Origin of the sequence: Hymenobacter sp. 15J16-1T3B, assembly GCF_020711235.1 — a bacterium.
Lineage (GTDB): Bacteria > Bacteroidota > Bacteroidia > Cytophagales > Hymenobacteraceae > Solirubrum.
The window spans coordinates 49,509-74,962 of sequence record NZ_JAJFAV010000009.1; the positions used below are offsets into that span (position 1 = coordinate 49,509).

The following is a 25,454-nucleotide window of genomic DNA, read 5'->3' on the forward strand; positions in this document are numbered from 1 at the left end:
TAGTTGCTAACGATAATGTGCAGGGAAAGTTATCATGCAAAACGCCCCGTACCGGGCCGGTACGGGGCGTTTTGAGAACTACTAAGCAGCTCAGACCTACAGGTCGTTGAGCAGTTTCACGATTTCGCGCTTGCCTTTGCCGAGCTTCTCCTGCAGGCGGCCCACCAGTTCGTCGGCGGCGCCTTCGGAGTACTCCAGGTCTTCGTCGGTGAGCTGGGCGTACTGCTGCTTCAGCTTGCCTTTCGACTCGTTCCAGTCGCCCTTCAGGTTCAGGCTGGAACCGGCACCGGTCACGCCCAGGTCTTCCAGTTTCTCCACGAGGGTCTTGAACGAACCGTCGAGCTGGGTGCCGAATTTGTTCAGCTGCTCGCCCAGTTGGTCGCCGTATTTGCCGGCGTAGTTTTTCAGGTTGCCGCGGGTGGCGCTGCCCTTGTCGGGAGCGATGAGCAGACCGGCTACGATACCAGCGCTGGCGCCGGCCAGCAGGGCCAGCAGGACTTTGCCCGTGTTGTTGTCTTCGTTGTAAGACATGGTGAAGGAGGATGTAGGGTTGAAAGAAAGGTTCGGGGTTGATAAACCGGTCGGCCTATATATCCGACAGTCGATTTGACCTGCCTATACGGAAGGCCTACGGTCGGGTTGTAAGCGCGGCGGCGAAATCCAATACCGGCCGGCAACAATATAGTTTTAAAAATATATTAAGACCGCGGGCTGTCCGCTGAACCCCTGGCATTTACCGCGGCGCATGACCGCGGCTCCGGCTTTCGCCGTATTTTTCCGCTCACCAAGCCGCTTTCCCATGACCAACCGCTTGCTTTCGGCCGCCGCCCTGCTGGCCCTGCTGCTCAGCGGCGCCTGCCACCGCGCCGCGGCGCCCACCGAAACCGCCGCCGACTGCATCGACCCCAGCAAGATTCGCAAAGACGCCATGTGCACCATGGAGTACAACCCGGTGTGCGGCTGCGACAACAAAACCTACAGCAACGCCTGCCAGGCCAGCAACGCCGGCGTGAAAACCTTCACCCCCGGCGCCTGCCCCGGCACCCAAAACTAACCCACCGCATGGCTGACAAACGCTACATCCTGAACCCGGCGCCCTTTGTGGTGCCCACCACCGACGGCAAGCTCATCGAGGAGCACGTGGGGCTGGCCAGCACCGGCAGCGGCCAGTATAGCCTGGCGCACATGGTGGCCCCGCCCCAGTGGAGCGAGCCGCACCAGCGCCCGGAGTTCGACGAAATTACCATCGTGGTGCGCGGGCGCAAGCGCTTTGAAATCGACGGCGACGTGGTGGAGCTGGCCGCCGGGCAGGCGCTGCTCATCAAGGGCGGGGCGCGGGTACGCTACTCCAACCCCTTCGACGCGGAGTGCGAATACTGGTCGATTTGCGTGCCGGCCTTCAGCCCGGCTACGGTGCACCGCGAAGACGAGTAAGCGGCTATTCAATGCCCAGCAAAGGCGCCTATATTCAGGCGCCTTTTTCGTTTTCATCTATCCCTCGGCCCATGGATCAGCGCATCATCAATCTTTTCGACGAATACACCCACCGCCCACTTACTCGGCAGGAGTTTATGCGGCGGCTGGTGCAGCTCACCGGCAGCCTCGCCCTGGCCACCACGGCCCTGGGCCTGCTCGACCCGGGCTACGCCGAAGCCGCCACGGTGCCCGAGGACGACCAAGACCTGGTGACGGAAGAGGTGAGTTGGCCCGGCGAGGGCGCCACCGTAACGGGCTACCTGGTGCACCCCAAGGGCAAGAAAAAGCGCGGCGCGGTGGTGGTTATCCACGAAAACCGCGGCCTGACACCCCACATCAAGGATGTGACGCGGCGCGTGGCCAAGGCCGGCTACTTGGCCCTGGGCGTGGATGCGCTGTCGGTGCTGGGCGGCACGCCGACGGACGAGGAAAAAGGCCGGGAGCTGATTGGCAAGCTCGACGCGACGCAAAACCTCCACAACTACCTGCGGGCGCTGGAGTACCTGCGCGCCCGGCCCGACTCGAACGGCAAAACCGGCTGCGTGGGCTTCTGCTGGGGCGGGGCCCTGGCCAATCAGCTGGCGGTGCACGACCCGAAGCTGAATGCCGCGGTGGCCTACTACGGCCGGCAGCCCGACGCGGCCGACGCGCCCAAAGTGAAGGCCCACCTGATGATGCACTACGCCGGCCTCGACGAGCGGGTGAATGCCGGGCTCACGACCTGGGCCATGGCCCTCACGAATGCCGGCGTGAAGTACGAGCAGTACCTGTACGAGGGCGCCCAACATGCCTTCAACAACGACTCCTCGCCGGCGCGCTACAACGAAGCCGCCGCCAAGCTGGCCTGGGAGCGGACGCTAAAGCTGTTCAAACAGAAGTTAGGATAGGCCACTTCCCCTGCGTGTTATGGATGTTGCATTATTCGTCTTCCTCTTTCTGCTGCTGGCCTCGCCGGTGCTTTGGATGGTCAGTGTGGTGCTGTTACTGGACTGGCGCCGCTTTTGGCAATTCTTCCTGCTGAATCTGGCGCTGCTGGCGGGCTACCTGATGTTGTTCTTTGGTACGGAGCTGCTCCGTTTTGGGCACGATGAATACGGCCTGCGCCAAGCCTTTGGGGCGCTGCTGGCCGTGACTCTGCACGTTGTGCTTGGTTTTGGCTTCGCCGTGGGCTTCCGGCTATATCAACGGCACGCCGCCTGAATAGCGCCAGCAGCATAACGCAAAAAGCCCCGACGGTAACTGGTACCGTCGGGGCTTTTTGCTGACTGGCCTACGGCAAGCTACGACTTCGGTTGCGGGGCGGGCAGCGGTTTGCGCGGCAGTTTTTGGTCGCGCATAGCGGCGTTATACACGAACGAAGCCACGATGACGGAGGCCTGCTTTAAGTCGTCAGGCTGCAGCCGCTCGTAGGTGTCCATGTTGGTGTGGTGAGTGCGGGTGTTGTAGTCGAGCCCGTCCTGGATGAACTGGAAGCCGGGCAGGCCCACCGCGTCGAAGGCCAAGTGGTCGGTGCCGCCGGTGTTGCGGGGCGTCACCGTCGTGGCGCCTAGGTCGGCAAAAGGCCGGAGCCACTCGGTGAAGATGGGCTGCACCTGCTCGTTACCCTGGGCGTATATGCCGCGGATTTTGCCCGAGCCGTTGTCGAGGTTGAAGTAAGCGGCCAGTTTTTCGTGCTCGGGCAGCAGTTTCATGGTGGCCGGGTCGCCGAAGTGATTCTTCACGTAGTTGCGCGAGCCGTGCAGGCCCTGCTCCTCCTCGCCCCACAAGGCCACCCGGATGGTGCGGCGCGGCTTCACGTTGAGGGTTTTCAGAATGCGCACGGCTTCCATCATCACGGCGCAGCCGGCGGCGTTATCGGTGGCGCCGGTGGCGGCGTGCCAGGAGTCGAGGTGGGCGCCGAGCATGACGACTTCGCTCTTGAGCTTTTTGTCGGTGCCGGGAATTTCGGCCACCACGTTGTAGCCTTTCAGGTCCTGGGTCTGAAACTTGGTTTTAGTCTCCATTTCCAACTCTACCGGGATGCCCGCTTCTACCAGCCGGATTAGGCGCAGCTGGTCCTCGGGTGCCATTTCGATTTCGGGCAGCACGGGCTTGGCGTCGGCGGCGTAAGGGGCACCGTTGGAGGTGAAGAACGTGCCGTGCGAACCGCCGCGGGTGCTGAGCACGGCCGCGGCGCCCTCCTGCAGGAACATTTCCGTCATCTTGGTGCGTAAGGCGGCGCGGGCCCGGTAGGCGTTGCGGGCCGCCTCGTCGCCGCCGGGGCGGGCGGCATTGGCCTCGGCCGGCGCGGTCATCTTCTGCAGCTCGTCGTCGGTGTAGCGCTTGGCGTCGGCCGTGAAAGTGGTTTTGGGCTCCTGCGCCACTTCCGTCAGCACGATTTTGTCGCGCAGCTGGCCCTTGTACTTGTCGAGGTCGGCTTCCGCGGCGGCTTTCACCAGCACCACCTGCTTTTTCAGCACGCCGTTGGTGCCCGGCGTCCAGGCTTTCGGCGCCCCGATCATGGCGTGGTAGTAGGGCGCCGTCATGGCCACGTAGGACTTCTCGATGTCCCAGCCGCGGCCGAAGTCGCCCCAGGGCTCGATTTTCGCGTTCGAGAGGCCCCACAAGGCCATTTGCTTCTGCGTCCACTCGTTGGCGCGCTTCAGGCCCTCGGAGTTGGCCAGGCGCGGACCGCACACGTCGGTGAGGTAAAAGGCCGTTTCCATAACCTTGGAGCGGTTCAGTCCCTCGTCGCGGATTTTGGCCAGGGTGGCCTGGTCGAGTTTTTCGGCGGCTTGCTGGGCCAGCGCGGGTGCGGTAGCGGTGAGGCCGTAGGCAACGGCCAGGTAGAGTAGTTTTTGCATGGGGCAGCGAATGGGGTGCGGTTGTGCGAGGACCCAAGAAACGCGAAAGGGACGAGGTTTTTACTTAGGCGTTGCGCTGCCGCCGCTTTATCCCGATTTGAGGCACCAACGGGCTAGAGCGTGCCCTGGTCAGCTTTAGTCGATGCCGGCATTTCCCAATATGGGCACGCCTTGCTTCTGCCGTTTTTTCCCGATATTATCCCAGTAGTATCACTCCTAAATCCTGTCGCATGAGCGCGCTGAAACGCAACAACGTGCACGTAGCCGGCCGCGGCCAGCAAGCGTTGCTGTTTGTCAACGGCTTCGGCTGCGACCAAACCATCTGGCGCTACATCCTGCCCGCGCTGGCCGAGCACTTCCGCTTGGTGCTCTTCGACCACGTCGGGGCCGGCCTTTCCGATGCCAAGGCGTACGACCCGCTGAAGTACGCCTCGCTGCAGGGCTACGCCCAGGACGTACTCGACATTTGCCAGGAGCTGGACCTGAGCGACGTGACGCTGGTAGGACACTCCGTCGGCGGCATGATTGGGGCGCTGGCCGCCATCCGGGAGCCCGACCGGTTTGCCCGGCTGCTGCTGCTCTGCCCCTCGCCCTACTACCTCAACGAGGCCGACTACCACGGCGGTTTCGACCGGGCCGACATCGACAACATGCTCGGTTTCATGGAGCGTGACTTCGTGGAGTGGGCCGATTCGTTTGCGCCGCTCATCATGGGCAACCCCGACCGGCCGACCCTCTCGGCTGAGCTCATCCACAGCTTTTGCCAAAACGACCCGGCCATTGCCAAGCAGTTTGCCCGCGTCACCTTCCTCTCCGACAACCGCCCGGATCTGGTGCAGCTGCGCACGCCCTGCCTGCTGGTGCAGTGCGCCGAAGACCTTATTGCCCCGCTGGAAGTCGGCGACTACCTGCGCGAAACCATTCCGCAGGCCACGCTGGTCACGCTGCCGGTGAGCGGGCACTGCCCGCACGTGAGTGCCCCGCGCGAGACGCTGGCGGCCCTGGAAGCCTACATGGCCGCCTGATCCAGCCCCAGTCCGCCTCACGGCCAGCCCGCGTTTGCGCCGCCGGACTTTTGGCCTCTCGGCTACAGTACCGCCATCAGCGCAGGTTCAGGCGGCGCAGCACCTCCTGGCGGAAGGTGGCGCCCACCGGCACTTCGCGGCCGCCCACCAGCAGGCTGTTGCCGCTGAGCCGCTCCACGCCGCTCAGGTTGACGAGGTAGGACTTGTGGGTGCGCACAAACTGCGCGGCCGGCAGCTGATTTTCCATTTGCTTCATGGTTTCGGCGGTGAGCAGCACACGGCCCGAGGCCAGGTGGCACTTCACGAAGTTGCCGTAGCCCTCCACGAACCGCAGCTCCGCGAAGCGCACCCGCTCGGTACCGGCGTCGGTTTTGATAAACACGAAGTCGGGCGCCGCCGGGGCGGTGGTGGGCGCGGCCACGGGCAGCGCGGCGGCCGCAGCGGGCTGCTGGGCGTGCAGGCGGTTGATGGTTTTCACGAACCGGTCGAAGCGCACGGGCTTGAGCAGGTAGTCAGCCACGCCGAGGTCGAAGGCATCGAGGGCGTGGTTGGCGTGGGCGGTGCAGAGCACCACGGCCGGCGGCTGGGGCAGGGCGCGCAGCAGCTCCAGGCCGGTCAGCTCGGGCATGTCCACGTCGAGAAAAAGCACGTCCACCGGGGTGGTGCGCAGCACGGTGAGGGCCTCCACCGAGCCGTAGCAACTGCCAGCCCAGCTGACCAGGCCGGGCAGGCGGTCGAGGTAGGTGCGCAGTACCGTGTGAGCCAGGGGCTCATCATCGACGATCAGGCAGCGCAGGGGCGCGGGAGTAGCAGCGGGCAGCATGGGGGCAACAAGAACGGGCGGTTAGCGGCGAAATCAGCCGACGAGGGTAAGCGTGGCGGCGTAGCGCGTGGCGGTGGCTTCCACGGTGAGCTGGTGGCGCGGGCCGGGGTAAAACTGCGTCAGGCGGCGGCGCAAGGTAGGCAGCCCCAGCCCCGAGGGCGCCGGCCGGAAGTGCGGCGGAATGCTGTTGTCGGTGCGCAGGGTCAGGCCGGCGTCGGTTTGGGTGAGCACGATGCGGATGGTGTTGGGTCCAGACGGCCCGATGGCGTGCTTAAAGCAGTTTTCGACCAGCGGCAGCAGCAGCAGCGGGGCCACGGGCCGCTCGGGGTGCGGCAGCTCCGCCACGAACTCCACCCGGGTGTTGTCGCGCAGGCGCAGCTTTTCCAGGCCGATGTAGTTGGCCAGGTACTCGGCCTCGGTGCCCACCGTCACGTGGGCCTGCCGGGAGCTGTCGAGCTGGTAGCGCATGAGCCCGGCCAGCTGCATCAGCGCCTCGGGCATTTGCTCGGGCGCGGCCAGGCTCAGGCCGTAAAGGTTGTTGAGCGTGTTGAAGAGAAAGTGCTGGTTGACCTGGGCTTTGAGCAAGCTGAGCTCCGTTTCGAGCTGCAAGGCGCGCAGCTGCTGTACCTGGTAGTGGCTCACGATGCCGCGGCGCACGTAGCGGGCCACGGTAGCGGCCAGCAACACCAGCCCCACGTTCAGCACATCCTGGGCGTAGGTGCCCAGCGCCTCGGGCTCCGTCTTGCCCGCCCCCGTAACGCTGAAGCCGATGTTGTGCTCGGCCCCGTAGAGCAGGCCAGCCCCGCCCAGCAGCACCGCAGCGGCGCCCAGCAGGTACCAGGCGTAGCGGCGTTGGTCAAACAGCCGCGTCAGCACCCAGTAGTGGGCATACACCGCCAGGGCCAGCGTGCCGAGGGTGTAGGTCAGGTACCCAAGCAGCTCAGCAGCGTTGGTCGAATCGGCCCAACTGGCCCAGGCCAGACCACCGACCAGCAGCAGCCACACGCCCAGGTGGCGCGCGAGGCGGGGGCCAAACAAGGAAGTCATCATAAGGCCAAAGCTACCGGCCGGGACGTGCGCCGTCAAACCGGAATGACGAGCGGGGTTGGTCCGCGTCGCCGGGGCGTTGGTCACGGCTTCGGCAGCGTTGGTCATTCCCCAAAACGAGGCCGGCTGGGAGCCTGCACCTTTGGAGCATCAAACCGCCATAAACGCTCCCAAGCCCATGAAAAACCGTTTCGCCTCCGCCCTGCTGACCTTGTTTTGCGCCCTGGGCGCCACCGCCCAGCCCCAGCCCACCACCCTGCGCGGCCAGATTATCGATGAGCGCACCCACGAGCCGCTGAGCTACGCCAGCATCGGGGTGCTGCACCGCCCCGCCGGCACCGTGGCCGATGCGCAGGGCCGCTTCAGCCTGGCCGCTACCGCGACGCTGGACCACGACTCGGTGCGCATCGCGCTGCTCGGCTACGCCCCGCTGACGCTGTCGGGAGCCGAGTTTCGGCGGCAGCTCAGCCAGCCCGACGGGCAGCTGCAGCTGCGCCCCGAGCGCGTTCAGCTGGCCGAAGTGGTCGTGCGGCCAGCACGCGCCAAGGAGCGCGTGCTGGGCAACTCCAGCAACTCGACCTCGGTTACGGGCATGTTCGGGGTCAACCGCCTGGGCAACCAGATCGGGCAGGGCATGCACCTGCGGCGGCTCTCGGCGGTGGAGCAGATATCCTTTCACGTAGCCAAATGCACCTACGACAGCCTGTTTTACCGCGTGAACGTGTACCAGGTGGAGCGGGGCCAGCCCACCCGCAGCCTGCTGCCCGAACCGGTGTACGTGCGGGTATGCAAGGGTCAGATCAAGGACCGCCTGGTGGTCGATTTGCGCCCCTACCACGTGCGCGCTGAAGGCGACATCGTGGTGGCGCTGGAAATGGTGAAAGAGCTGGGCCCCGGCACCCTGCAGCTCAGCGCCAGCCTGCTCGACGGCCCCATCTACACCACCGAAAACCACCTCAACGGCTGGGCGCGAACCCGCGGCGTGGGCATCGGCATCGACGCCACGGTGGTGGAATACCGCTAAGCCCGCCGGCCATGCTCCTTTATGACGCTGCTGCTTTTGCTGCTCATCGCCCCCAAGCTGTCCTTCTGGCTGGGCTACCTGCTCCACCTGGCCGTGCGGCTGGTGTTGGGTTAATCATTCTGGATACCCGCGTGCTAGATTCTTAATCTTCTTATGGTTAGTTGGCCGCGCGGCCCGCTGCTTAGCTGCAGCGGGCCGCGCCCGCACGTCTGTCCGGTGCGCACTGCAGGCCGCGGCCGGAAGGCGCCGAAAAGCTACCTTGCCCGCTCACCGCAGTCCTCACGGCCATGATTGTCGAATACATCCGCTACCGCATCAGCGCCGAGCAGCAGTCGGCATTTATCGAGGCCATTCGAGCCGCCAACAACCTACTGGCCGCCTCCCCCGACTGCCTGCGCTACGAGCTGACGCACTGCGCGGAAGACCCCACCCGCTTTGTATGGCGCATCGAGTGGACCTCGGTGGAGCGCCACCTGCAGGGCTTCCGCAAGAGCCCGGAATTCTGGGCGTTTTTTCAGCTGGTAAAGCCGTTTTACGTAGGCATTGAGGAGATGCAGCACTACGCGGTGGTGGAGTAACTCACTGGCTATGTATTTTCTATCGAAGAGCAAGACCGAATTCATTCAGGTGCATTTTATCGACACCGCTGCGAAAGGACTCATACCCGATTTTGCCCGCTTTCAACAGCTCCACTCAGCCGCAGAACTCCATTATCTGGCGGACACTTACAATTGGGACGACGGAGTATCCGTGCTCGACTGGATAATCAGCAGCCCAAGGTGCGACTATGGAACCGCGCTACTGATTTTTTGGCGGGCCCAGCCTGATTTCTACACTCAGTTTGAATCCGAACAGGAAGCCGCTGACGAGGAAGACATTTTCCGCCTGCTAAGGACCGTCATCCGCAACTGGGAAACCGGGTTTTATCAACACCATCGCATTGGTTACGACCCAGTGGCAGAAGAGCTACTAGACTTTGAACGACCGGACGCCAAGTGGGCTATTCCCATAGCATTCAGGCTAGGTAATCCCGGGCAGGCCGTAGTTGCACAACAAGCCTTGGAAAAATGGCTTGCGGGGCTGTTGCATCGTTTGTGGCACTGGCGGCGGCAACGCCGCCGGGCGTTGAACAGGAGGCGGCACTAACATTCCGCACAACCCCATGCCCCCTTCCGCTCGTCTAAACCGACTACCACCTACCGCGTAGCCGTTCTATGAGCCTTTGGGAAATTATTCAGCGTCTGTTCCCCTACGTCCGCCCCTACCGCGGGCTGATTATTGCCACCTTGCTGCTCACGCTGGTGGGCTCGTTGGCGGCGCAGGTCAACCCCTTCGTGCTGCGCTACACGGTGGACACGGTGCAGGCCCTGCTGAACCGCAACGCCACCCTGGCCGAGGGCATGCCCATGCTGCTACTGGTGAGCGGGCTGCTACTAGGCAAGGAAATCATCAACACTTTCATTCAGTTCGGGCAGAAGTTCTACGGCGAGAAAATCCGCATCAACGTGTCGAGTACCCTCATGCACGACGCGGTGCACAAGGTGGTCAGCTACCAGCTCGGCTTCTATGCCGACACGGGCAACCAGACCGGCAAGCTGCAGACGCGCATCGACCGGGGCGTGGAAAGCCTGATGAAGCTGGTGCAGAACTTTTTTATCGACATTCTGCCCCTGTTTGCCAATTCCATCGTGGCGCTGGTGGTCATGTTTACGGCCAACGTGTACGTGGGCTTGGTGGCCGTGGCGGTGCTGCCCGTCTACTTCTGGCTGAGCTACCGGCAGGCCGATAAGCTCAACGGTACCCGCCGGGCCCTGCGCGGCCTGCGCGAAGCCCGCAGCCAGGGCCTGGTGAACCTCATCGACTCGGCCGTGGTCATCAAGAGCTTCGTGCGCGAGGACTACGAGGAGCAAAAGCAAAACCAGCAGCAGGACGCCTTGCAGGAAGCCCAGCTGCAGACGCGCAAAACCAACTTTCTCTACGACGGCCTCAAAACCTTCACCGAGCAGATCGGGGTGGTGCTCATCATCATCCTGACGGCCTACTTGGTCTTGGACCGGCAGATCAGCATCGGGGCCATTATGTTCCACATCCTGCTGTTTAACAACGTGTCGGCCCCGATCCGGCAGCTGCACCGCATCTACGACGAGATGAACGACGCGCTGACTTACTCCGAGGGCTTCTTCGACATTCTCGACGCCAAGGATGCCCGGGAGCCCACCGGCCCGCTAAAGCCCGAGCACCTGCAGGGCACCTTCGATATCTGCAACGTGGACTTCACCTACCCCAGCGGCACCCAGGCCCTGCACGACGTGTGCCTGCGCATCGAAGCGGGCAAAACCACCGCGCTGGTGGGCCTGAGCGGGGCCGGCAAGAGCACCATCATCAACCTGCTCTGCAAGTTCTACGAGCCCCAGCGCGGCCGCATGTTGCTCGACGGCAAGCCACTGGCCGATTACGACACCCACGCCCTGCGCCAGCAAATCGGGCTGGTGCTGCAGAAAAACCACATTTTCAAGGGCACCATCGAGGAAAACATCCGCTACGGGCTGATGGACGCCACGCTGGAGCAGATTCAGCACGCGGCCAAGCAGGCTTACCTGCACGAGCAGATCATGGACTTGCCCAAGGGTTACCAGTCTGACGCCCAGCAGCTCTCGGGCGGACAGCAGCAGCGCATTGCCATTGCCCGGCTGTTCCTGAAAAACCCGCCCATCATCTTCCTCGACGAGCCCACCGCCTCGCTCGACGCTATTGCCACCGAACAAATTAAAAACTCGCTCGACGCCATCAAGAAGGGCCGCACCGTGGTTATCATCTCCCACTCCCTGGCCCAGATCGTCGACTCCGACGTCATCTACGTGATGAAGCAGGGCCGCATGGTGGAAAGCGGCACCCACGAGCAGCTCTACGACCTGCGCGGCACCTACCGCGAAATATTCGACGCCTCGGCCCGCAGCCTCAATATTGAGAAGCTGGCCCGGGTGCTGGTGGATGACGGGGATGAGGTGGAGGATACGGCGGCGTAGTACGTTTGTGTCCACGGCAGTCCGCCTTTCAAATCTATCACATGGAAATCATCTTGCACAGTATTGCGAAGTTGGACAAGCCTCCTTACATGGAAACAATAATAGGCGGACCAGTAGACTATGAGCAAGTGGCTCCAATTTTCGCATTCTATGAGGTAGCGCTGGAAATAGCTGGCACAAAAATCCTGTTAGAGACGGAAATCAGGAATTTTGGTGGTGGCCCAGGTGATATAGGAGTTGATTGGGACTCGGATACATTTTATGATTTATTCTATTCTCATCTAAAAATAAAGGGCGTAAATGAGGTACAACACCTAATATCCTCTAATGTCTGGCTTGTTCACTCCAACGAAAGAATTGACCTTCCTATAAGCCTGATGGTGGATCCGTCTTGGATTGCCAAAAGTCATAATCGGTCTGATAACGTGCGCTGAGGGCATAAACCGGCTGCTTTGCCAATTTTCGCACTCGCTCGGCTGTGCCGAGTAAGCCTTACGCCTGAGGGGCTACGTCCCAAATTCGCTTGCGCAGCCGGCCCGGGGCTCCCGCAGCACAGTTGCTCCAGCGTAATCGTCGCTCGGTTGTGCCGAGCGACTGCGGCAGGTTCGCGCCAGCAGCAGCACATCCAAACCATCATCCATGACCCTTGACCTCACCGGCATCACCACCAAAGCCGCCCTACACCAGCTGTTCAAGGAGAAATTGGGTTTTGAGGACTGGTACGGGGCGAGCTGGGATGCTTTCTGGGATTCTATCGTGGCCATCGTGGAAATGCCGGAGCAACTCACCCTCACCAACTGGGAGGAATTTGCCCAACACTGCCCGCGCGACATGCAGATTCTGCGGCAGGTAATTCAGGATTACGGGGTAGAAATGGCGCCCAAGCGCATTGTACTTGCCTGATCTTCCGCCTAGTTATCCTCACACCACCAAGTATATTTCGGCGACACCAGCTAGGCCTTGTCACCTTACCAGCGTCGACCACCCGAAGCAGCGGGTAACGAAAGCGGCAGCAATGCACGGCGTCAAAACCCATGGCCGCATTCGATTTACGGCAATGCGACGTCCGCCGCGCCGTCGTTGGCTGCTGGCCTTAAGAGCCTCGGCTTGCACGTGTGCTGGTGGTGCGCCGCACCCGGATCCAGGTAGTCTACTAGGTACATCTTCGCAAGCCCGGGCCCGGACGTTGGGCCACGCGCAGCGTCTATTCATCCGCCCCCGGGGCGCAATCGGCCAAAACGCGCCGCCGTGCCGCGCCGGGTGCCCATCTTTGCGTTCAGCTTCGCTTCTCCCCTTACCTACTGCTCTTACCGGGCTCCATGAAACGCTTTTTCCTCGCTGCCTTGCTGCTGCAGGCCACCCTGGCCTCGGCTCAAAAATCCGCTTACTCCGTGGTGCCGGTGACGCTGCCCCGGGAGCTAGCCGATAAAAACAACCAGTTTTCGGGCCTGTTCCGCCGCGACAATCAGTTGCTACTGCTGTCGGAAAGCCGCTTGCAAGAGCGCGCCGAGGCCAAAGTGTACGCCCTCGACCTACCCGCCATCGACGCGCAGATGGCCAAAAAACCGGGCGAACTGAGCTACCGGAAATACCCCATCGAGCGGCTGGACCGCATCAAGGCCCGCATCGACAGCGCCTGCCAGGTGTACGAAGGTCTGGAGGCCATGACGCTGGTGGGCAACGAGGTGTACTTCACCATCGAAACCACCACGCCCTCCACGTACTGCTACCTCATCAAAGGCACGTTGGACGAGGGCCGGGCGGCTATTGTGCTCGATCCGGCGTACCTGGTGCCGCTGCCCAAGCCGGCCCTGACCAGCAACACGCACATTCACAACGCGGGCTTCGAGGCCATGGTCGCCGATGAAAAAGGCCTGTTGCTGCTGTTTGAATTCAACAGCTTCGGCCACGACAACCAGGGGCTGCGCCTGCCCAGCGGCCCGCTGCTCCCGAACGACATTCTGCGCCCGGTGCCGCTGGCCCCGCTGCCCTTCCGCGTGACCGATATGGTGTACGAGGGCAAGAACCGCTACACGGCCATCAACTTCTTCTACAAGGGCGACGAGGATGCCGTGTACCGCCCCGCCGCCGGGGACGCCAACGCCAAGCTGGTGCAGGACGGCTCCGGCTACAAAAACTATTGCCGGCTAATCAGCTTGGAGTACAAAAAAGGCCAGCTGAGCTGGAAGCCCACCTTTGAGCTGCCCGCCGAGTACATGCCCTACAACCTGGAGGGCCTTGCGGCCTACCGCGGCGGCTACTTCCTGATCAACGACAAATACGGCCCCTCCAACCAATCGACGCTGCTCTACCTGCAGAAGCAATAGCCCCGGCCGCCACACGGAGGTGGCACAACCTCCCTGTCGGCGCCTCACGGACCTAAGCAGCCCCGGTCAAGCAACGGCCCCGCACCAACGTATTGGTGCGGGGCCGTTGCTTGACCGGGAAACGGAAGGCGGACGCTTACGGAATGGCCAGCCAGTCGAGCAGCAGCACTTGGTTCCAGTTGTTGGCGTCTACGCGTTTGATGTTGACCTGAAAGCTCGCGGTACCGATGCTTTTCACCGTGGCAGCGAAGGTATCCGTGGCCGTTTGGCCGTTTTGGGTGCGCACCGTCACCAGCACCTGCCCGGGCGCGGCCCCGAAGGCTGTGGGAAACGTCACCGTGTACACGGCGGGGGCGGAGCCGCAGCCCGGGCAGGAGCTCAGCGTGGCGGTGCCAGCCTGCCCGTTGGCCAGGCGGCTGAGCAGGCCGGAGGTGGCGGCGAGGTTGCCGCTGGCGTCGGCCAGCACGGGGCGGCTGCCGCTGCCGGCCAAGCCGTTGACGCGCAGGCCGCCGGCCAGCTCCGTGCCGCCCTCGGCCCAGAGCTTCACCTTGCGGTTGCTGCCGCTGGTGCCGGCCCCCACCACATCGAGGGCATCGGCAGTGAAGGTCTGGTACCCGATTTTGCCGGCGTTGACTTCTTTGCCGCCGACGCCGTAGCCCAGTTCCAGGGTGCTGGTGCTGCCCACCGCTACGTTGCCCGCGTTGTCGACGCGCAGCCCTTCGCTGCCGCCGTCGTTGGAAAGCCAGTTGTTGCTCAGCTGCACATTCTGGCTGGCCACGTGGCTGCCCAGGTTGTCGGCCGAGGACGGAATAACCACGCTGGCGCCCGCGCCCGTAACGCCCGAAATCGTGACGGTGGTGCTGCCGGCCGCCGTGGTGGCCGCCAACGTCTGGCTGTCCGAATCGGTGACGGAGCCGCCATCGGTTAGGCTGATGGTGCTGCCGGCTTTGCTGAGCTGTTGGTTATCGGAGTCCGTGACCGAACCGCTGCCGCCCCCGCCCAGGCTGATCTGCTGGCCGGTTTTGCTAAGCGTAACGGGCTGGTTGGGCGAGAGAAACTGCCAGCCCAGGGGGCCGCGCAGCCAAAAACCCGCCGAATCGGCCGCGGCCGGTGAACCGGTTTGGTACACCATCAGCCCCGGCTTGGGGTTGGCAATGGCCCGGCGCTGCGTGCGCGTCAGCCGCGGAATCAGCACGCCCTGGCTGGCCGACTGCACGTCCAGCGCCGCCGACGGGTCGGGGGTAGTGGTGCCGATGCCCACGTTGGTGACCCCGGCCGGCGTCCCCGGCGAAGGACCCGGAGCGCCCGGCCCCGACTGGGCGCGCACGGCAGCGGGCGCCAAGCTCAGCAGCCCCAGCAGCAAGGCTGCAGCAGGGCCGCGGTAAGTACAAGAACGAGTCAAACGCATTGCGAAGAAGTCGAAGGAAAAAGAAAAGAAACCACCCAGCCGGTGCCTATTCGATGACCAGGCGCAGGGCCTGCTCGCCGGCACGCAGCACGTACACCCCGGCGCCGAGGCCACCCAGCTCCAAGCTGGCCAGCCCGGCGGCGCTTAGGCGCTGGGTGCGCACGCAGCGGCCCAGGGCATCCAACACTGCCACCTCAGCCCCGGCCGGACCGCTCAGGCGGCAGTTGCCCCGGGCCGGGTTGGGCCACGCCTGCAGGCGTGGGGCGGCTTGGGCGGTGGCCGTTCCGGTGACGGTGGCCGGTCGCAACACCAATTCCAGTTGGCCAGGGACCGGAGCAGTGCTCAGCGCGTACACGGGCGCGGTGCTCAGGTTCTGCAGCACGCCCCGCACCCGGTCGCGCAGCAGCACAGCCGTGCCGGCCGGAAAGTCGCTTAGGTCGGCGGTGAGGCTGAGGGCGCCCGCGGAGGTTGCATTCACGCTCAGGGGCACCACTTGCTCGGGGCCGCCTGGCAGCAGGGCCGGCAAACCACTGATGCTCAGAAGCTCGGCCGCTCCGGGGGCCACCAAGGCCAGCGTCGGGCCGGCTTTGGGCAGCTTCCACGCGTCGAACTCCCGGTCGAAGGCCGCGGTGGCGCCGGCTTCACAGTACACGTGGGCTTCGTCGAGCGGGGTGGTGCTGCCGGCTGCGCGCAGGGTCAGGCGGGCAACGGGCCGGGCGGTGGCGGTGCGCTGAAACGCGGGCTGTGCCCCCCAGGTGGTGACGCGCTGGGCGTCGCGGAAGGTCAGGGAGCCGGCGCTGCCCGCCGTGGCCGTTCGCACGAAAAAGCCCTGCCCGGCCGGAATCAGCGGGGAATTGCCGGCCGGCACGCCGTTGACGTAGGCGCGGTATTGCCCGCTGTAGGCCCCGGTGCTCTGCACCACGTACAGGGCCGCTTCCAGCCCCGGGCGGTCGGCGGCCGTTACCAGGCTCCAGTCGAGCGGGGCCGGGTACGGATTGCCGAGCAGCTGCCAGCCGCTGTTGCTGCCGCTGCCCCGGCTCAGCCCGGTCAGGGACAGGGTGCCGGTGTTGAAGCTGCCTTTGAAGTCGACGCGCAGCCAGTTGGGCACGTTCAGGCTGAAGCCCTGCCCCGCGGGCAGGGTGCTGCTGGCCGCCGGTGAGCGGTAACCCGCCTCAAAGCTAGGGTCGGCGGGCCCGACGCGTGTCTCGTCGTAGGTAAAGAGCGTGGGGAATGGCACCGTCAGGCCGGGTTGCGCGGCCGTGTTGTAGGCCGGGTTGACCACTGGCGCGAAGCCCGGCTGAGCCAAAGCGGCCACCGTCAGAGCGGCTACCGGGGAGGCGTAGTGGCGGTACCCTTGACCGGCCGTGTTGTTGCCCGGGTCCAGGGCGCGTTGGAGCACGCCCCCATCGCCGCCTACCCTGCCGCCCAGCGCCGCCACCAGTGCCGTAGCGGTGGTGGTGGCATTGCTGAGCAGGGTAAGGGTGTGGCCGCTGGCAGCATCGGTGGCCAGTGTGCCGCTTTCGCAGCGCACCACGCGCTCCACGGCAGTGGCTTGGCTGAGCGCGACGCCGGCGGGGTTGGCAATGGTGAGGTTGCGCACGGTAGCGGGCAGGGCCGCGCCGGTTTGCTGCGCCGTCGTGCCCGCGTACACGTAGGTGGCGCCGGTGGCTAAACTTCGGTTGCCGCTCAGGCGGATGGCGCCCACGGCGCCGTTGGCCAGGCCCGCCGCGTCTTGCACGGCCAAGGTGGCATCGTCCTGTAGTTCAAAAGTGCCCGTGCCGGTAAGCGGGGCGTTCAGGCGCAGCTTGCCGCCGCTTTCCACGCGCACGGCGCCGTAAGCGTTGAGCGGGGCCGTCACGGTGGCGTCGCCGGTGCTCGTCACGGTCACGTTGCGGTAAGCCCCGCCCGGCACCGTACGCGTGGAGCTCACCACTAAGTCGCCGCCGCCTAGCACGTCGTTGCGGTGGCCCAGGTTCAGGCGCTGCGTGGTGGTGCTTACGGCCGCGCCGGTGTAGCCACCGGCGCACACCAGGTACACGCTGTCTTGCTGCACCAGCGGCGCCAGCTGCAGCACGTTGCTGACGCCTTCGAGCAGGTCGGGGCCCACCAGCCACTGGCTGCTAGCCAGGTCGTAGGCCCAGGTGCTGGTGGAGGTTTGGGCGCCGGAGCCGCTGGGGTCGCCGCCGGCGAAGAATACCCGGGCAACTTGCCCGCTCGTCAGGGCCCCGACAGCCAGGCGGCCGATGGTGCCGCCAGGATAGGCCGGCAGTGCGGTCCAGCTGATGGTAGTGGGCGTGGCCGCGTCGATGGTGCCCAACCAAGCTTGGCTGAGCGAACTGCTGGCCGACTGGCTGTAGCCCCCCACCACCACTAGCTTGTTGTCGACAACGCCCGCGCGCAGCCCCGCGGCGGCAGTGCCGCCAAAAGGCGTCCCCGTCGCCCAGGTATTGGTGCGGGGGTTGTATACCTGCACCGTCGTCACGTCGCTGCCGCCGTTGTATCCGCCAATCAGGTACAGCAGCGAGTCTTGGTACACGACGCTGGCGTAGTCGCCCACGGCCGTGGGCAGGTTGGCGCCCTGGGCCCACGTGTCGGTGGCCGGGTTGTAGATGTCGAGACGGTTGGTGGGCGAAAACGAGCCGCTGTAGCCGCCCGCCACGTACAGCTTGCCGCCCAGCCAGTTCGCTGCCACCTGCGTGCGCGCCAGCGGAATAGCGGCGCGGGTGGTCCAGCTGCTGGTGGCGGGCTCGTAACGCACTACGCTGGCTTCGTTGGCGAACGAGCTGTTGCCCCCACTCACGGCGTAGAGCACGGTAGGGTCGGGCGAGAACATGGCGGGTTTGTCGCTACCGGCCAGGCCGTGGGCCCAGCGTCCGGCGGGCAGATTTACCCCGGCCCGCCACTTGGCGCCCGAAGCGGTGGCCACACTGCCATATACTGCCGCCGTCCGGCTGAGTTGATTGTCGCCGGGGGTGGCGTCGCCGGCCAGCTGGGCCACCACGGTGGCCGTGACAGGCCCAGTGGCGGTTGGCGTCCACGCATCGAAGCTCAGGGTCGTGCTGGCGTTTGGGGCGAGGGCCGTCACGGTGCGCGTGGAGGCGTAGGCACCGATGGTCAGGGCAACGGGGAAGCTTTGCGCTTGCCCCCCTATGTTGGTGATGGTGGCCTGGGGAACGTAACTCCGGCCCACTACCAAGCCCCCCGGCAGCACCAGGCTGCTTACCACCACGTCGGCGTCAGGTTTGGTGCCCAGCGTGACGTCATCGAGGTAAAGCCCGTCGCCGTCGTTATTGGTATGACGAAACGCTACGTACACCTTCTGCCCGGCGTAGGCGCTCAACGAAATGGCGTAACGCGACCAGCTGGTGGCATTGCCGGGGTAGTTGACGCCCTCCTGCAGCCGCAGCAGCTCGGTGGTAAACGAGGCCGTAGCCGAGTCGGTAGTAGAGAGGCGGATGTTTAGTTCGTCGGGAGAATAGCCTTTGAAAGCCAGCCGCAACCAGAATGTCAGCGAGTCGCTAGCCGCCACGCGGAAGCGCGGCAGCACCAACCAATCTTCACCAGCCCCCGCGTTCTGGTAGCGGATAAACGCCGAGGCGCTGCCCGTTTTGGTTTGGGCCGTGCTGCGCACCCACGTTTGCGCGCCCGTGACATTGAGCTGCTGCCACCCGGCCGGCGGGAAAGTGCCGCCTTCGAAACCCTCTTTTAAATACCCGCTTCGCGGAATCTGCGCCAAACCCGAAGCGGCACATAACCACAACAGCATGAAGACCCACGGCCCCGGCCGTCGGCAAAGAGTAGACATGTACATAGGCAGCTGTCCCGGCCGTGATGGTGGCATCGGCCCAAGGCAGGTCAAAAGTATCAGTAAAGCCAACTATATGAATACCTTACTACATATTTTAATTACAACATGGCTGTTAATTGTACAACAAACATCTGCAAGGCCTCGTGGCTGATGGTACTGCCTTTCGGGACGTGGTTTGGCCTCGCCTGCGGCCTTGCAGGCTGGCTGCTTAATCCCGGTTCACCAGTAAAACATACTTCGCAGAGTTATTTTCAAGATCAGTTAGCTGCCTCAATAAAATTAGCCTGTAGCTCTTACAGGCACATTTTAAGAGTTTACTGCTCATTTTGTAAAGTCAGACCCTACCCGTTTATGTGAGTCGATAAAAATTCAAGAGCCGTAATCTTTGTCAGGCGGCAGCGGCCAACCCGCTGGAGCCGTAACGCCCTCATCCTCTCATCCCACTTGCTCATCCCAATCCCATGAACCGTCAACCCTCTTCCGCATTCGTCGGGGCCTCCTGGGCCGCTTTGCTCATCGGCATGCTGGCTTACATCGTCGGGCTCTGGAATGCCCAGATGGCCCTGAACGAAAAGGGCTATTACTTTGCCGTGCTCATGTACGGGCTATTCGCGGCCATTTCGGTGCAAAAGAGCGTGCGCGACCGGCTGGAAGGCATTCCCGTTACCAACCTGTACTACGCCATCAGCTGGTTTTCCACGGTGCTGTGCGTGGTGCTGCTGGTGGTGGGCCTATGGAATGCCACGCTCACGCTCAGCGAAAAGGGCTTCTACGCCATGTCCTTCGCCCTGAGTTTGTTTGCTGCCATTGCCGTGCAGAAAAACACCCGCGACAACCAGCAGCCCGCCACCGAGCAGCCCCAGCGCGCGGCCGAACGCCCGCGGGTGGAGCAGGAAGCGTAGCCGGGTGCCTGGGAGGCGTCTTGCAGCCAGCCAACCCCCTATTGGGTTATGCCCGTTGCCCCCTAATTACTGCCGCTGCTAGCCATGCCCAGCCTAACGCCCGTCCGTAGCCAGGGCGTTTTCCTGCGAAGCCCCCATTACCCAAGACGCGGACGGTTACTCCAACGCGCAGACCCAACCACACGGCTGGGCGGGCAAGTGCGGGCAAAGTTTTCCTGTACAATACCGAAGTCTACCCCTAGCTACGGGAATGGGTTAGCGTGAACGTGCCGCACAGTCGGCTTGCCGCGGGTAGCTTCCCCCAAGGCTACCCGCACCGCAACCGCATCGTCCGGTGTCCCGCTTGCCCAACTGCCCCCGGAACGGGTGTACAAGCCGGTGCTCGTGCCCTTCCGCCGAAAGCCCCGCATCGGCGCTACCGCTCCGCAACCGTCGGCTGGGTGGACTACATCGATGGCACGCGGCCGCGCACGGAAGCGGCCCGGCTACAGGTTGCAGTGGCAGACTGGTCCGTGAGCATTCCGGCTTTCCTATACCAGAATCGGTACAACAGTTCGGCGGCGTTTCAGGCCTAGCAAGTCGGCACCACTTACCGTGGTGTAGTGCAACGGCGAAGGGCCCGGCGGCTACGTCCGGGTCTGGGTGCTGAAACCGACTGGTCCCGTACAGCGGTGGACGCAGGTTTCTGATGACCCAAGCCGGCCAGTAACAACCAGGCCCGCTACTGATGAGCAGTAGCGGGCCTGGTGCGTTTGGCGCTTCCGGGGGCAGGGCTTGCTTACAGCTCGTCTTGAAGCACGGCCACGGCCTCGCGCAGGGTCAGGTCCTTGCGCAGCGGGGCGATGAAGCGCTGGGCACGGCTGGTTTGCACGCTGTCGGCCGAAGGGGCCGCGGCGGCCAGGGGCGTCACGTTCAGGGCCGCGGTTTGCTGCTGAATGGCCTTGAACTTCTCGTTCAGGGCGCGGGCTTCCTTCTGCTCGGCGCGGTAGCTGGCCAGGTTCAAGGACTCGCGGGTTTCCTGGCGGCGCTTGGCCATGCCCTGCACGGCGTCGGTGAGCAGGCCGAAGGAGGGGTTGGCAGCTACGCGGGCGGCGCTGGCGGCCTTGAGCTTGGCCACGGGCGGGGCGGCGGCCCAGGGCTGGAACTTAGCCGGCGTGATTTCGTCCCAGGGCAGTGGGTAATCGGTATCCTGCTCGCCGTCGGCCAGGGAGCTGTAGGCATCCGGCACCATGATGTCGGGCGTGACGCCCTTGAACTGCGGGCTGGACCCCGTCACGCGGTAGTACTTCTGAATGGTCATTTTCAGCGAGCCGAAGGGCTTGTAGGCCGCCACTTCGGGGTTCATCATGTCGTCGAGCTCGAACACGCGCTGCACCGTGGCCTTGCCGTAGGTGGTGTTGCCCATGATGACGCCGCGCTGGTAATCCTGAATGGCGCCGGCCAGAATTTCGGACGCCGAGGCGCTGTAGCGGTTGACCAGCACCACCAACGGCCCCTCGTACTGGGTTTTGCTGTCGGGGTCGCTGACCAGCTCGGCGGCGCGCTGCCGGCTTTTCACCTGCACCATCGGGCCCTCGGGCACGAAGAGGCCCGCCATTTCGGCCGCGTCGTAGAGCGAGCCGCCGCCGTTGAAGCGCAAGTCGAGCACCACGCCTTGCACGTTCTGGGCCTTGAGCTTTTCCAACTCCTGGCGCACGTCCTGGGCCGAGCTGCGGCCGCCGTTGCGGTTGAAATCGGCGTAGAAGCTGGGCAGCAGAATGTAGCCGATTTTCTTGCCGCCCTCGTTGATGACGGCCGACTGCGCGTAAGTTTCCTCGATGACCACGATGTCGCGGATGATCGGAATGACTTTGACGCTGCCGTCGGGCTTTTTCACCGTCAGGCGCACTTCCGTGCCCTTTTTGCCCCGGATCAGTTGTACCACCTTATCCAGGCGCATGCCCTCCACGGCCACCGGCTCGGCGGCGCCCTGGGCCACGCGCTGCACCACGTCGCCGGCTTTCAGCTCGCCCTGCCGGTGCGAGGCTGAGCCTGGCACAATGTAAGTGACGACAATCTGGCCGTCCTTCTCCCCCATCTGGGCGCCGGTGCCTTCGAGGCGGCCGGTCACGGCCAGGTCGAAGTCGGTTTTCTTTTTGGGCGCGAAATACTCCGAGTGCGGGTCGAAGGTGTTGGCAATGGTGTTGGCAAACTCGGCCAGGCGGTCGGCCTCGTCGGTTTGCATCAGGTCGTTGAAATACTCGTCGTAGTACTTGAGCACTTGCTTTCGGGCGTCGGCCTCCAGCTGGGCGGTGGTGCGCACCGGGGCCGACATGGTGGCCTCGGAGGGCTTGGCGCCGGCGGCGGCCAGGGCCTTGGTCTGCTGCCGCTCCTGCTCGTCCAGCAGCTCGGCCAGGCGCGTTAGCGTCTGGTACTTGAGCAGGCGGCGCCAGGCCTCGCGGCGGGCGGCCTCGTCGGCGGGGTAAGCGAGCTTGTCGACGTCGGTTTCGATGGTTTCCTGCGCGGTGAAATCGAAGGGCTTGCCGAGCAGCTCGCGGTAAATGGCCTGGGCCTCGCGCTGGCGCTGGTTGATGAGCTTGGTGCTCAGGTCCAGAAACTCCGTTTTGCCTTGCTTCACCTCGTTGTCGATGCCGGTTTCGTAACGCTGCAGCTGCTTGATGTCGCTCTGCAGCAGAAACCGCTTGCCCGCATCCAGCCGCTTGAGGTAGAGCGCGTACACGCGACGCGAGAAGGCGTCGTCGAGCTGCTCGGGCTGCACGTGGGCCACCGTCATGCCCTGGGCCACGGTGCCGAGCAGCACTTGCTTTTTCTGCAGCGGCACGCCGTCGGCCGGGGCCGCCGCGTGCGGGGTAAAGGAACTGGGAATGGCCAGCAAAAAGCCCGGCAGCAGCACCGAGAAGAAACCGAGGGAAGAGCGAAAAGGCGCCATACGGTGGGCAGGAAAAGCAGAAACGAGGATACGAGCGGAAAACGGAGGGCCGCAATAGTGGGCCGGCCACCCGTCTTCGGGTTGGGCCACAGGGGCGCAACGTAGCTCCAAGATAAGCTACTTCATGTAGACACGCGTTGCCGGGGCGGGTTGCACCCCTCGCATGATGATGTGAGGCCGGCGCAAAGGGTTTCCAGAGGCTGGTGCGCTTCATGGGTTGGCAAGCCTGCCCCGCCTACCGTTCTTTCCCATGATTCTGCTCCAAGGCATGCTGGCCGCGCCTTTTATCTTCCCCTTGCTGGTGGCCGTGGCGTATCTGCCGCAGCTGCGGTTCCATTTCGTGAGGCGTTGGCTCAACGTCTATTTCCGGCGCCGCGTATGGCCCGTGGTACCGGCCCGGTGGCCGACGCGTACGAGCCTGCTGGCCGGCGCGCTGCTGTGCGCTTTTTTGGTGTACCTCCTCTCTACCGTAAAGCTGCTCAACTAGTCCTCCGCCCATGGAAACCTACGTGCTCGGCGACATTCACGGCGCGGCCCGCGCCCTGGCGCAGGTGCTGGAGCGCAGCGACTTCCGCCCCGGCATCGACCGGCTCATTCAGCTTGGCGACGTGTCGGACGGCTGGCCCGAAACTCCTCGCTGCGTGGAAATGCTGCTGGCCATTCCGAATAGCATCTGGCTGGTTGGCAACCACGACTGGTGGACGGCCGCGTGGCTGGCCACCAAGCCCGCCGCCGACCAAGTCAGCCCGAGCTGGCTGAGCCAGGGCGGCCGCGCCACCTACGACGCCTACCGCACCGGCCCGCCTGAGCGCCTCTACCGGCACTTCAACGAGTTTTTCGGCAAGCAGGAAACGTACCACGAGGACGAGCTGGGCAACCTGTACGTGCACGCCGGCTACGCCCCCGCCCTGCCAATTGACGAGCAGGATCCGTTCGACCTGTTCTGGACGCGCGAGCTGTGGCAACAGCACCAACGGGCCGCCGCCTACCACGAATGCTTTATCGGCCACACGCCCACCTGGCCCGGCCACCCCGCGCCCGAGCAGCGTCAAAACGTGTGGAATGTGGACCAGGGCGCCGGCTTCGGCGGGCGGCTGACCCTGCTCAACGTGCGCACCAAAGCCTACGTGCAGAGCGACCCGGTGCCCGAGCTGTACCCGGGCGTGCAGGGCCGCTAAGAGGCAGGGCGCATTTTCTCTCTTTGCCGGCTGCCTATTCCACACATGCCCGCCATCAACAAGCCCCTGCGTGCGCAGCCAAGCGCCCCGGCCGGCGTGGGCAACTTCAACCCATCGGCGACGGTACTCGCACGGCCCGTCGATCCGTCCGCCCCGGCGGTAAGATAACCCAGGCGGCAGCGGCTACTGAAAGTCGCGCGCGGGCAGTAGCTTCGGGGCTTTCCCCGCCCCGCGCCATGACCATCGAAGACCTGCAAACGCTTTGCCGCCAGCTGCCCGGCGTCACCGAAGACATCAAGTGGGACCACCACCTGTGCTTCAACGTGGGCGGCAAGATGTTTCTTATCACCTCGCCCGATGAGGTGCCGCCCACGGCCTCGTTCAAGGCCACGCCCGCGCAGTTCACGGAGTTGCTGGAGCAGCCCGGCTTTGCGCCCGCCTCGCACCTGGCCCGCTACCACTGGCTGCACCTCGACGACATCGGCCGCCTGAGCCCGCAGCGCTGGCAACAGCTCATCCGCGAATCGTACCGCCTGGTGGTGGAAAAGCTGCCCCTGAAGCTGCGCAAGCAACTGGCGGCGGACGGGGCGCCCATTCAGTAGACGCTGCGCTCCAAACGTGCCCAATATCCGGGCTAGCACGGGTACAGTTCCCGGGCTGGCACGAATACCCCCGCGTTGACCTGGCTGGTACCTTGCGCCCGGTTGGGCCCGGCCTCGGCCGGGCTTTTTGTCCACCGGTTAGCGTTAGTACAGATGTCTACCTACTCAGCCTATTTTGCTAATTTCTTTACGACGCTGCCCGTCTCCCGCGTCCGCTTTCATGCGCTAGGCACCGCCGTGCTCACGGCCCTTGGGGCCGCCGAGCTACCGGCTGCGTTTGACCCTCACCTCGCGGAATTGCAAGCCGCCCTCAACGCCTTTGACGTTGACCTAGCCGAAGCCGGCCCCGCGCCGGCGGGCAACTCCGCGGCCTACCGCGCCGCCCGCCGGGATTGGCTCACGTTCGTCGACGACACGATGAAGGATTACGTGACGCCGCACCTGCGCAAGCAGCCGGCGTACGCCGATTTCATGCGTCACCGCAAGAGTCGCCTGGCCCAGCTCGACCACGCCAGCCTGCTGCGGCAGTCCAAGCAGCTGCTGGCCCTCTACGACGTTCACCACGCGGCGCTGCAGTACCCGGCATTGCCCGCCGACGCCCGTGCCGTGTTCCAGCAGCTGACCCAAGCCGACAACGCGCGTACCATCACCGAAGCTATTCTCGACGCGGCCCGCGTGTCGGCGGCGGGCGACTGGCAGCGGCTGGCCCGCGCCCTGCGCCGCGTGAAGGCCCAGCTCGAGCTGCACTTCGACGAGCCGGCCGCCGTGTACCGCTTTTTCGATTTCGCGCCGGGCCGCAACTACAGCCTCCCCGCGGGCCAGCCCCTGGCCGACGCTACGGCCGCCTAGGCAGTATGTCGGGGTATCCTCCTAGGACAACGGCCCGCGGGTATTCGCGGGCCGTTGTTGCGTTTCGCGAAGCTTGCGCGTCTGCTCACACTGCGGAGCCACCAAGTGCTGAAGGCGTTTGCAGCATTGGGCAAGAGGTCATCGAGCCGAATGAGGCGCTGGCAGGGTCGCGCCAGAATGCCGCGGC

Annotated in this window: 24 protein-coding genes; 17 read left to right on the forward strand and 7 right to left on the reverse strand. The window is 64.3% G+C overall.

Annotated features, from left to right (window positions below; all coding sequences use genetic code 11):
• Positions 1-96 precede the first annotated feature (96 nt).
• Positions 97-531, reverse strand: coding sequence for a YtxH domain-containing protein (locus LJ737_RS27270; RefSeq protein ID WP_410779955.1), 435 nt, complete (start codon positions 529-531; stop codon positions 97-99).
• A gap of 268 nt (positions 532-799) precedes the next feature.
• Here LJ737_RS27270 and LJ737_RS15860 point away from each other — a divergent pair, with 268 nt between their 5' ends.
• From LJ737_RS15860 to LJ737_RS15875, 4 genes are all read left to right on the forward strand, one after another.
• Entirely contained in the window at positions 800-1,054 is a 255-nt protein-coding gene (locus LJ737_RS15860; protein WP_227767448.1) for a Kazal-type serine protease inhibitor domain-containing protein, read from the forward strand.
• A gap of 8 nt (positions 1,055-1,062) precedes the next feature.
• On the forward strand, positions 1,063-1,434 hold the full coding sequence (locus tag LJ737_RS15865) for a cupin domain-containing protein (RefSeq protein WP_227767451.1): 372 nt from the start codon (positions 1,063-1,065) through the stop codon (positions 1,432-1,434).
• A gap of 71 nt (positions 1,435-1,505) precedes the next feature.
• Positions 1,506-2,363, forward strand: coding sequence for a dienelactone hydrolase family protein (locus LJ737_RS15870; protein WP_227767453.1), 858 nt, complete (start codon positions 1,506-1,508; stop codon positions 2,361-2,363).
• Positions 2,364-2,382: 19 nt separating this feature from the next.
• A complete protein-coding gene (locus tag LJ737_RS15875) occupies positions 2,383-2,676 on the forward strand; it encodes a hypothetical protein (RefSeq protein WP_227767461.1) in 294 nt (97 codons plus the stop codon).
• 80 nt (positions 2,677-2,756) lie between these two features.
• Here LJ737_RS15875 and LJ737_RS15880 read toward each other — a convergent pair whose 3' ends face one another.
• Positions 2,757-4,319: a M28 family metallopeptidase gene (locus LJ737_RS15880; RefSeq protein ID WP_227767463.1), complete on the reverse strand. Its 1,563-nt coding sequence runs from the start codon at positions 4,317-4,319 to the stop codon at positions 2,757-2,759.
• A 230-nt stretch (positions 4,320-4,549) separates the two neighbouring features.
• On the opposite strand from LJ737_RS15880, the gene LJ737_RS15885 reads away from it, so the two are divergent.
• Positions 4,550-5,344, forward strand: coding sequence for an alpha/beta fold hydrolase (locus tag LJ737_RS15885; RefSeq protein ID WP_227767465.1), 795 nt, complete (start codon positions 4,550-4,552; stop codon positions 5,342-5,344).
• A 76-nt stretch (positions 5,345-5,420) separates the two neighbouring features.
• Here the strand turns inward: LJ737_RS15885 and LJ737_RS15890 are convergent, their stop codons facing one another.
• Both LJ737_RS15890 and LJ737_RS15895 read right to left on the reverse strand, forming a co-directional pair.
• Positions 5,421-6,167: a LytR/AlgR family response regulator transcription factor gene (locus LJ737_RS15890; RefSeq protein ID WP_227767467.1), complete on the reverse strand. Its 747-nt coding sequence runs from the start codon at positions 6,165-6,167 to the stop codon at positions 5,421-5,423.
• A gap of 33 nt (positions 6,168-6,200) precedes the next feature.
• Positions 6,201-7,217 carry a sensor histidine kinase gene (locus LJ737_RS15895; protein WP_227767468.1) on the reverse strand — a complete coding sequence of 339 codons (1,017 nt, stop codon included), beginning with the start codon at positions 7,215-7,217 and terminating at the stop codon, positions 6,201-6,203.
• 175 nt (positions 7,218-7,392) lie between these two features.
• Here LJ737_RS15895 and LJ737_RS15900 point away from each other — a divergent pair, with 175 nt between their 5' ends.
• The 7 genes from LJ737_RS15900 (at position 7,393) to LJ737_RS15930 (ending at position 13,591) form a co-directional block, all read left to right on the forward strand.
• Positions 7,393-8,238, forward strand: coding sequence for a carboxypeptidase-like regulatory domain-containing protein (locus tag LJ737_RS15900; protein ID WP_227767470.1), 846 nt, complete (start codon positions 7,393-7,395; stop codon positions 8,236-8,238).
• 287 nt (positions 8,239-8,525) lie between these two features.
• Entirely contained in the window at positions 8,526-8,816 is a 291-nt protein-coding gene (locus LJ737_RS15905; protein ID WP_227767472.1) for a putative quinol monooxygenase, read from the forward strand.
• 10 nt (positions 8,817-8,826) lie between these two features.
• Entirely contained in the window at positions 8,827-9,384 is a 558-nt protein-coding gene (locus LJ737_RS15910; protein WP_227767475.1) for a DUF4274 domain-containing protein, read from the forward strand.
• Positions 9,385-9,452: 68 nt separating this feature from the next.
• Positions 9,453-11,264 (forward strand): ABC transporter ATP-binding protein, encoded by a 1,812-nt coding sequence (locus LJ737_RS15915; RefSeq protein ID WP_227767477.1) that lies wholly within the window; start codon positions 9,453-9,455, stop codon positions 11,262-11,264.
• Between the two features lie 41 nt (positions 11,265-11,305).
• Positions 11,306-11,698 (forward strand): hypothetical protein, encoded by a 393-nt coding sequence (locus LJ737_RS15920; protein WP_227767478.1) that lies wholly within the window; start codon positions 11,306-11,308, stop codon positions 11,696-11,698.
• A 205-nt stretch (positions 11,699-11,903) separates the two neighbouring features.
• A complete protein-coding gene (locus LJ737_RS15925) occupies positions 11,904-12,167 on the forward strand; it encodes a barstar family protein (RefSeq protein WP_227767480.1) in 264 nt (87 codons plus the stop codon).
• Positions 12,168-12,583: 416 nt separating this feature from the next.
• Complete coding sequence (locus LJ737_RS15930; RefSeq protein ID WP_227767482.1) at positions 12,584-13,591, forward strand: hypothetical protein; 1,008 nt, start codon at positions 12,584-12,586, stop codon at positions 13,589-13,591.
• 136 nt (positions 13,592-13,727) lie between these two features.
• On the opposite strand, the gene LJ737_RS15935 is transcribed toward LJ737_RS15930, so the two are convergent.
• Positions 13,728-14,999, reverse strand: coding sequence for a phage tail-like protein (locus LJ737_RS15935; protein ID WP_227767484.1), 1,272 nt, complete (start codon positions 14,997-14,999; stop codon positions 13,728-13,730).
• Between the two features lie 46 nt (positions 15,000-15,045).
• The gene (locus LJ737_RS15940) at positions 15,046-18,765 is read right to left on the reverse strand and encodes a choice-of-anchor J domain-containing protein (RefSeq protein WP_227767486.1); all 3,720 of its coding nucleotides are present in this window, start codon (positions 18,763-18,765) and stop codon (positions 15,046-15,048) included.
• A gap of 503 nt (positions 18,766-19,268) precedes the next feature.
• On the opposite strand from LJ737_RS15940, the gene yiaA reads away from it, so the two are divergent.
• Complete coding sequence (gene yiaA, locus LJ737_RS15945) at positions 19,269-19,709, forward strand: inner membrane protein YiaA (RefSeq protein WP_227767488.1); 441 nt, start codon at positions 19,269-19,271, stop codon at positions 19,707-19,709.
• A 778-nt stretch (positions 19,710-20,487) separates the two neighbouring features.
• On the opposite strand, the gene LJ737_RS15950 is transcribed toward yiaA, so the two are convergent.
• Complete coding sequence (locus tag LJ737_RS15950) at positions 20,488-22,638, reverse strand: carboxy terminal-processing peptidase (protein ID WP_227767489.1); 2,151 nt, start codon at positions 22,636-22,638, stop codon at positions 20,488-20,490.
• Positions 22,639-22,888: 250 nt separating this feature from the next.
• Between LJ737_RS15950 and LJ737_RS15955 the strand changes: the two genes are divergently transcribed.
• The 4 genes from LJ737_RS15955 to LJ737_RS15970 all read left to right on the forward strand — a co-directional run bounded on the left by LJ737_RS15955 (position 22,889) and on the right by LJ737_RS15970 (position 25,267).
• On the forward strand, positions 22,889-23,125 hold the full coding sequence (locus tag LJ737_RS15955) for a hypothetical protein (RefSeq protein ID WP_227767491.1): 237 nt from the start codon (positions 22,889-22,891) through the stop codon (positions 23,123-23,125).
• 10 nt (positions 23,126-23,135) lie between these two features.
• On the forward strand, positions 23,136-23,816 hold the full coding sequence (locus LJ737_RS15960) for a metallophosphoesterase (RefSeq protein ID WP_227767494.1): 681 nt from the start codon (positions 23,136-23,138) through the stop codon (positions 23,814-23,816).
• Positions 23,817-24,052: 236 nt separating this feature from the next.
• On the forward strand, positions 24,053-24,418 hold the full coding sequence (locus LJ737_RS15965; protein ID WP_227767496.1) for an MmcQ/YjbR family DNA-binding protein: 366 nt from the start codon (positions 24,053-24,055) through the stop codon (positions 24,416-24,418).
• A 153-nt stretch (positions 24,419-24,571) separates the two neighbouring features.
• On the forward strand, positions 24,572-25,267 hold the full coding sequence (locus LJ737_RS15970) for a hypothetical protein (RefSeq protein ID WP_227767498.1): 696 nt from the start codon (positions 24,572-24,574) through the stop codon (positions 25,265-25,267).
• Positions 25,268-25,454: the final 187 nt, after the last annotated feature.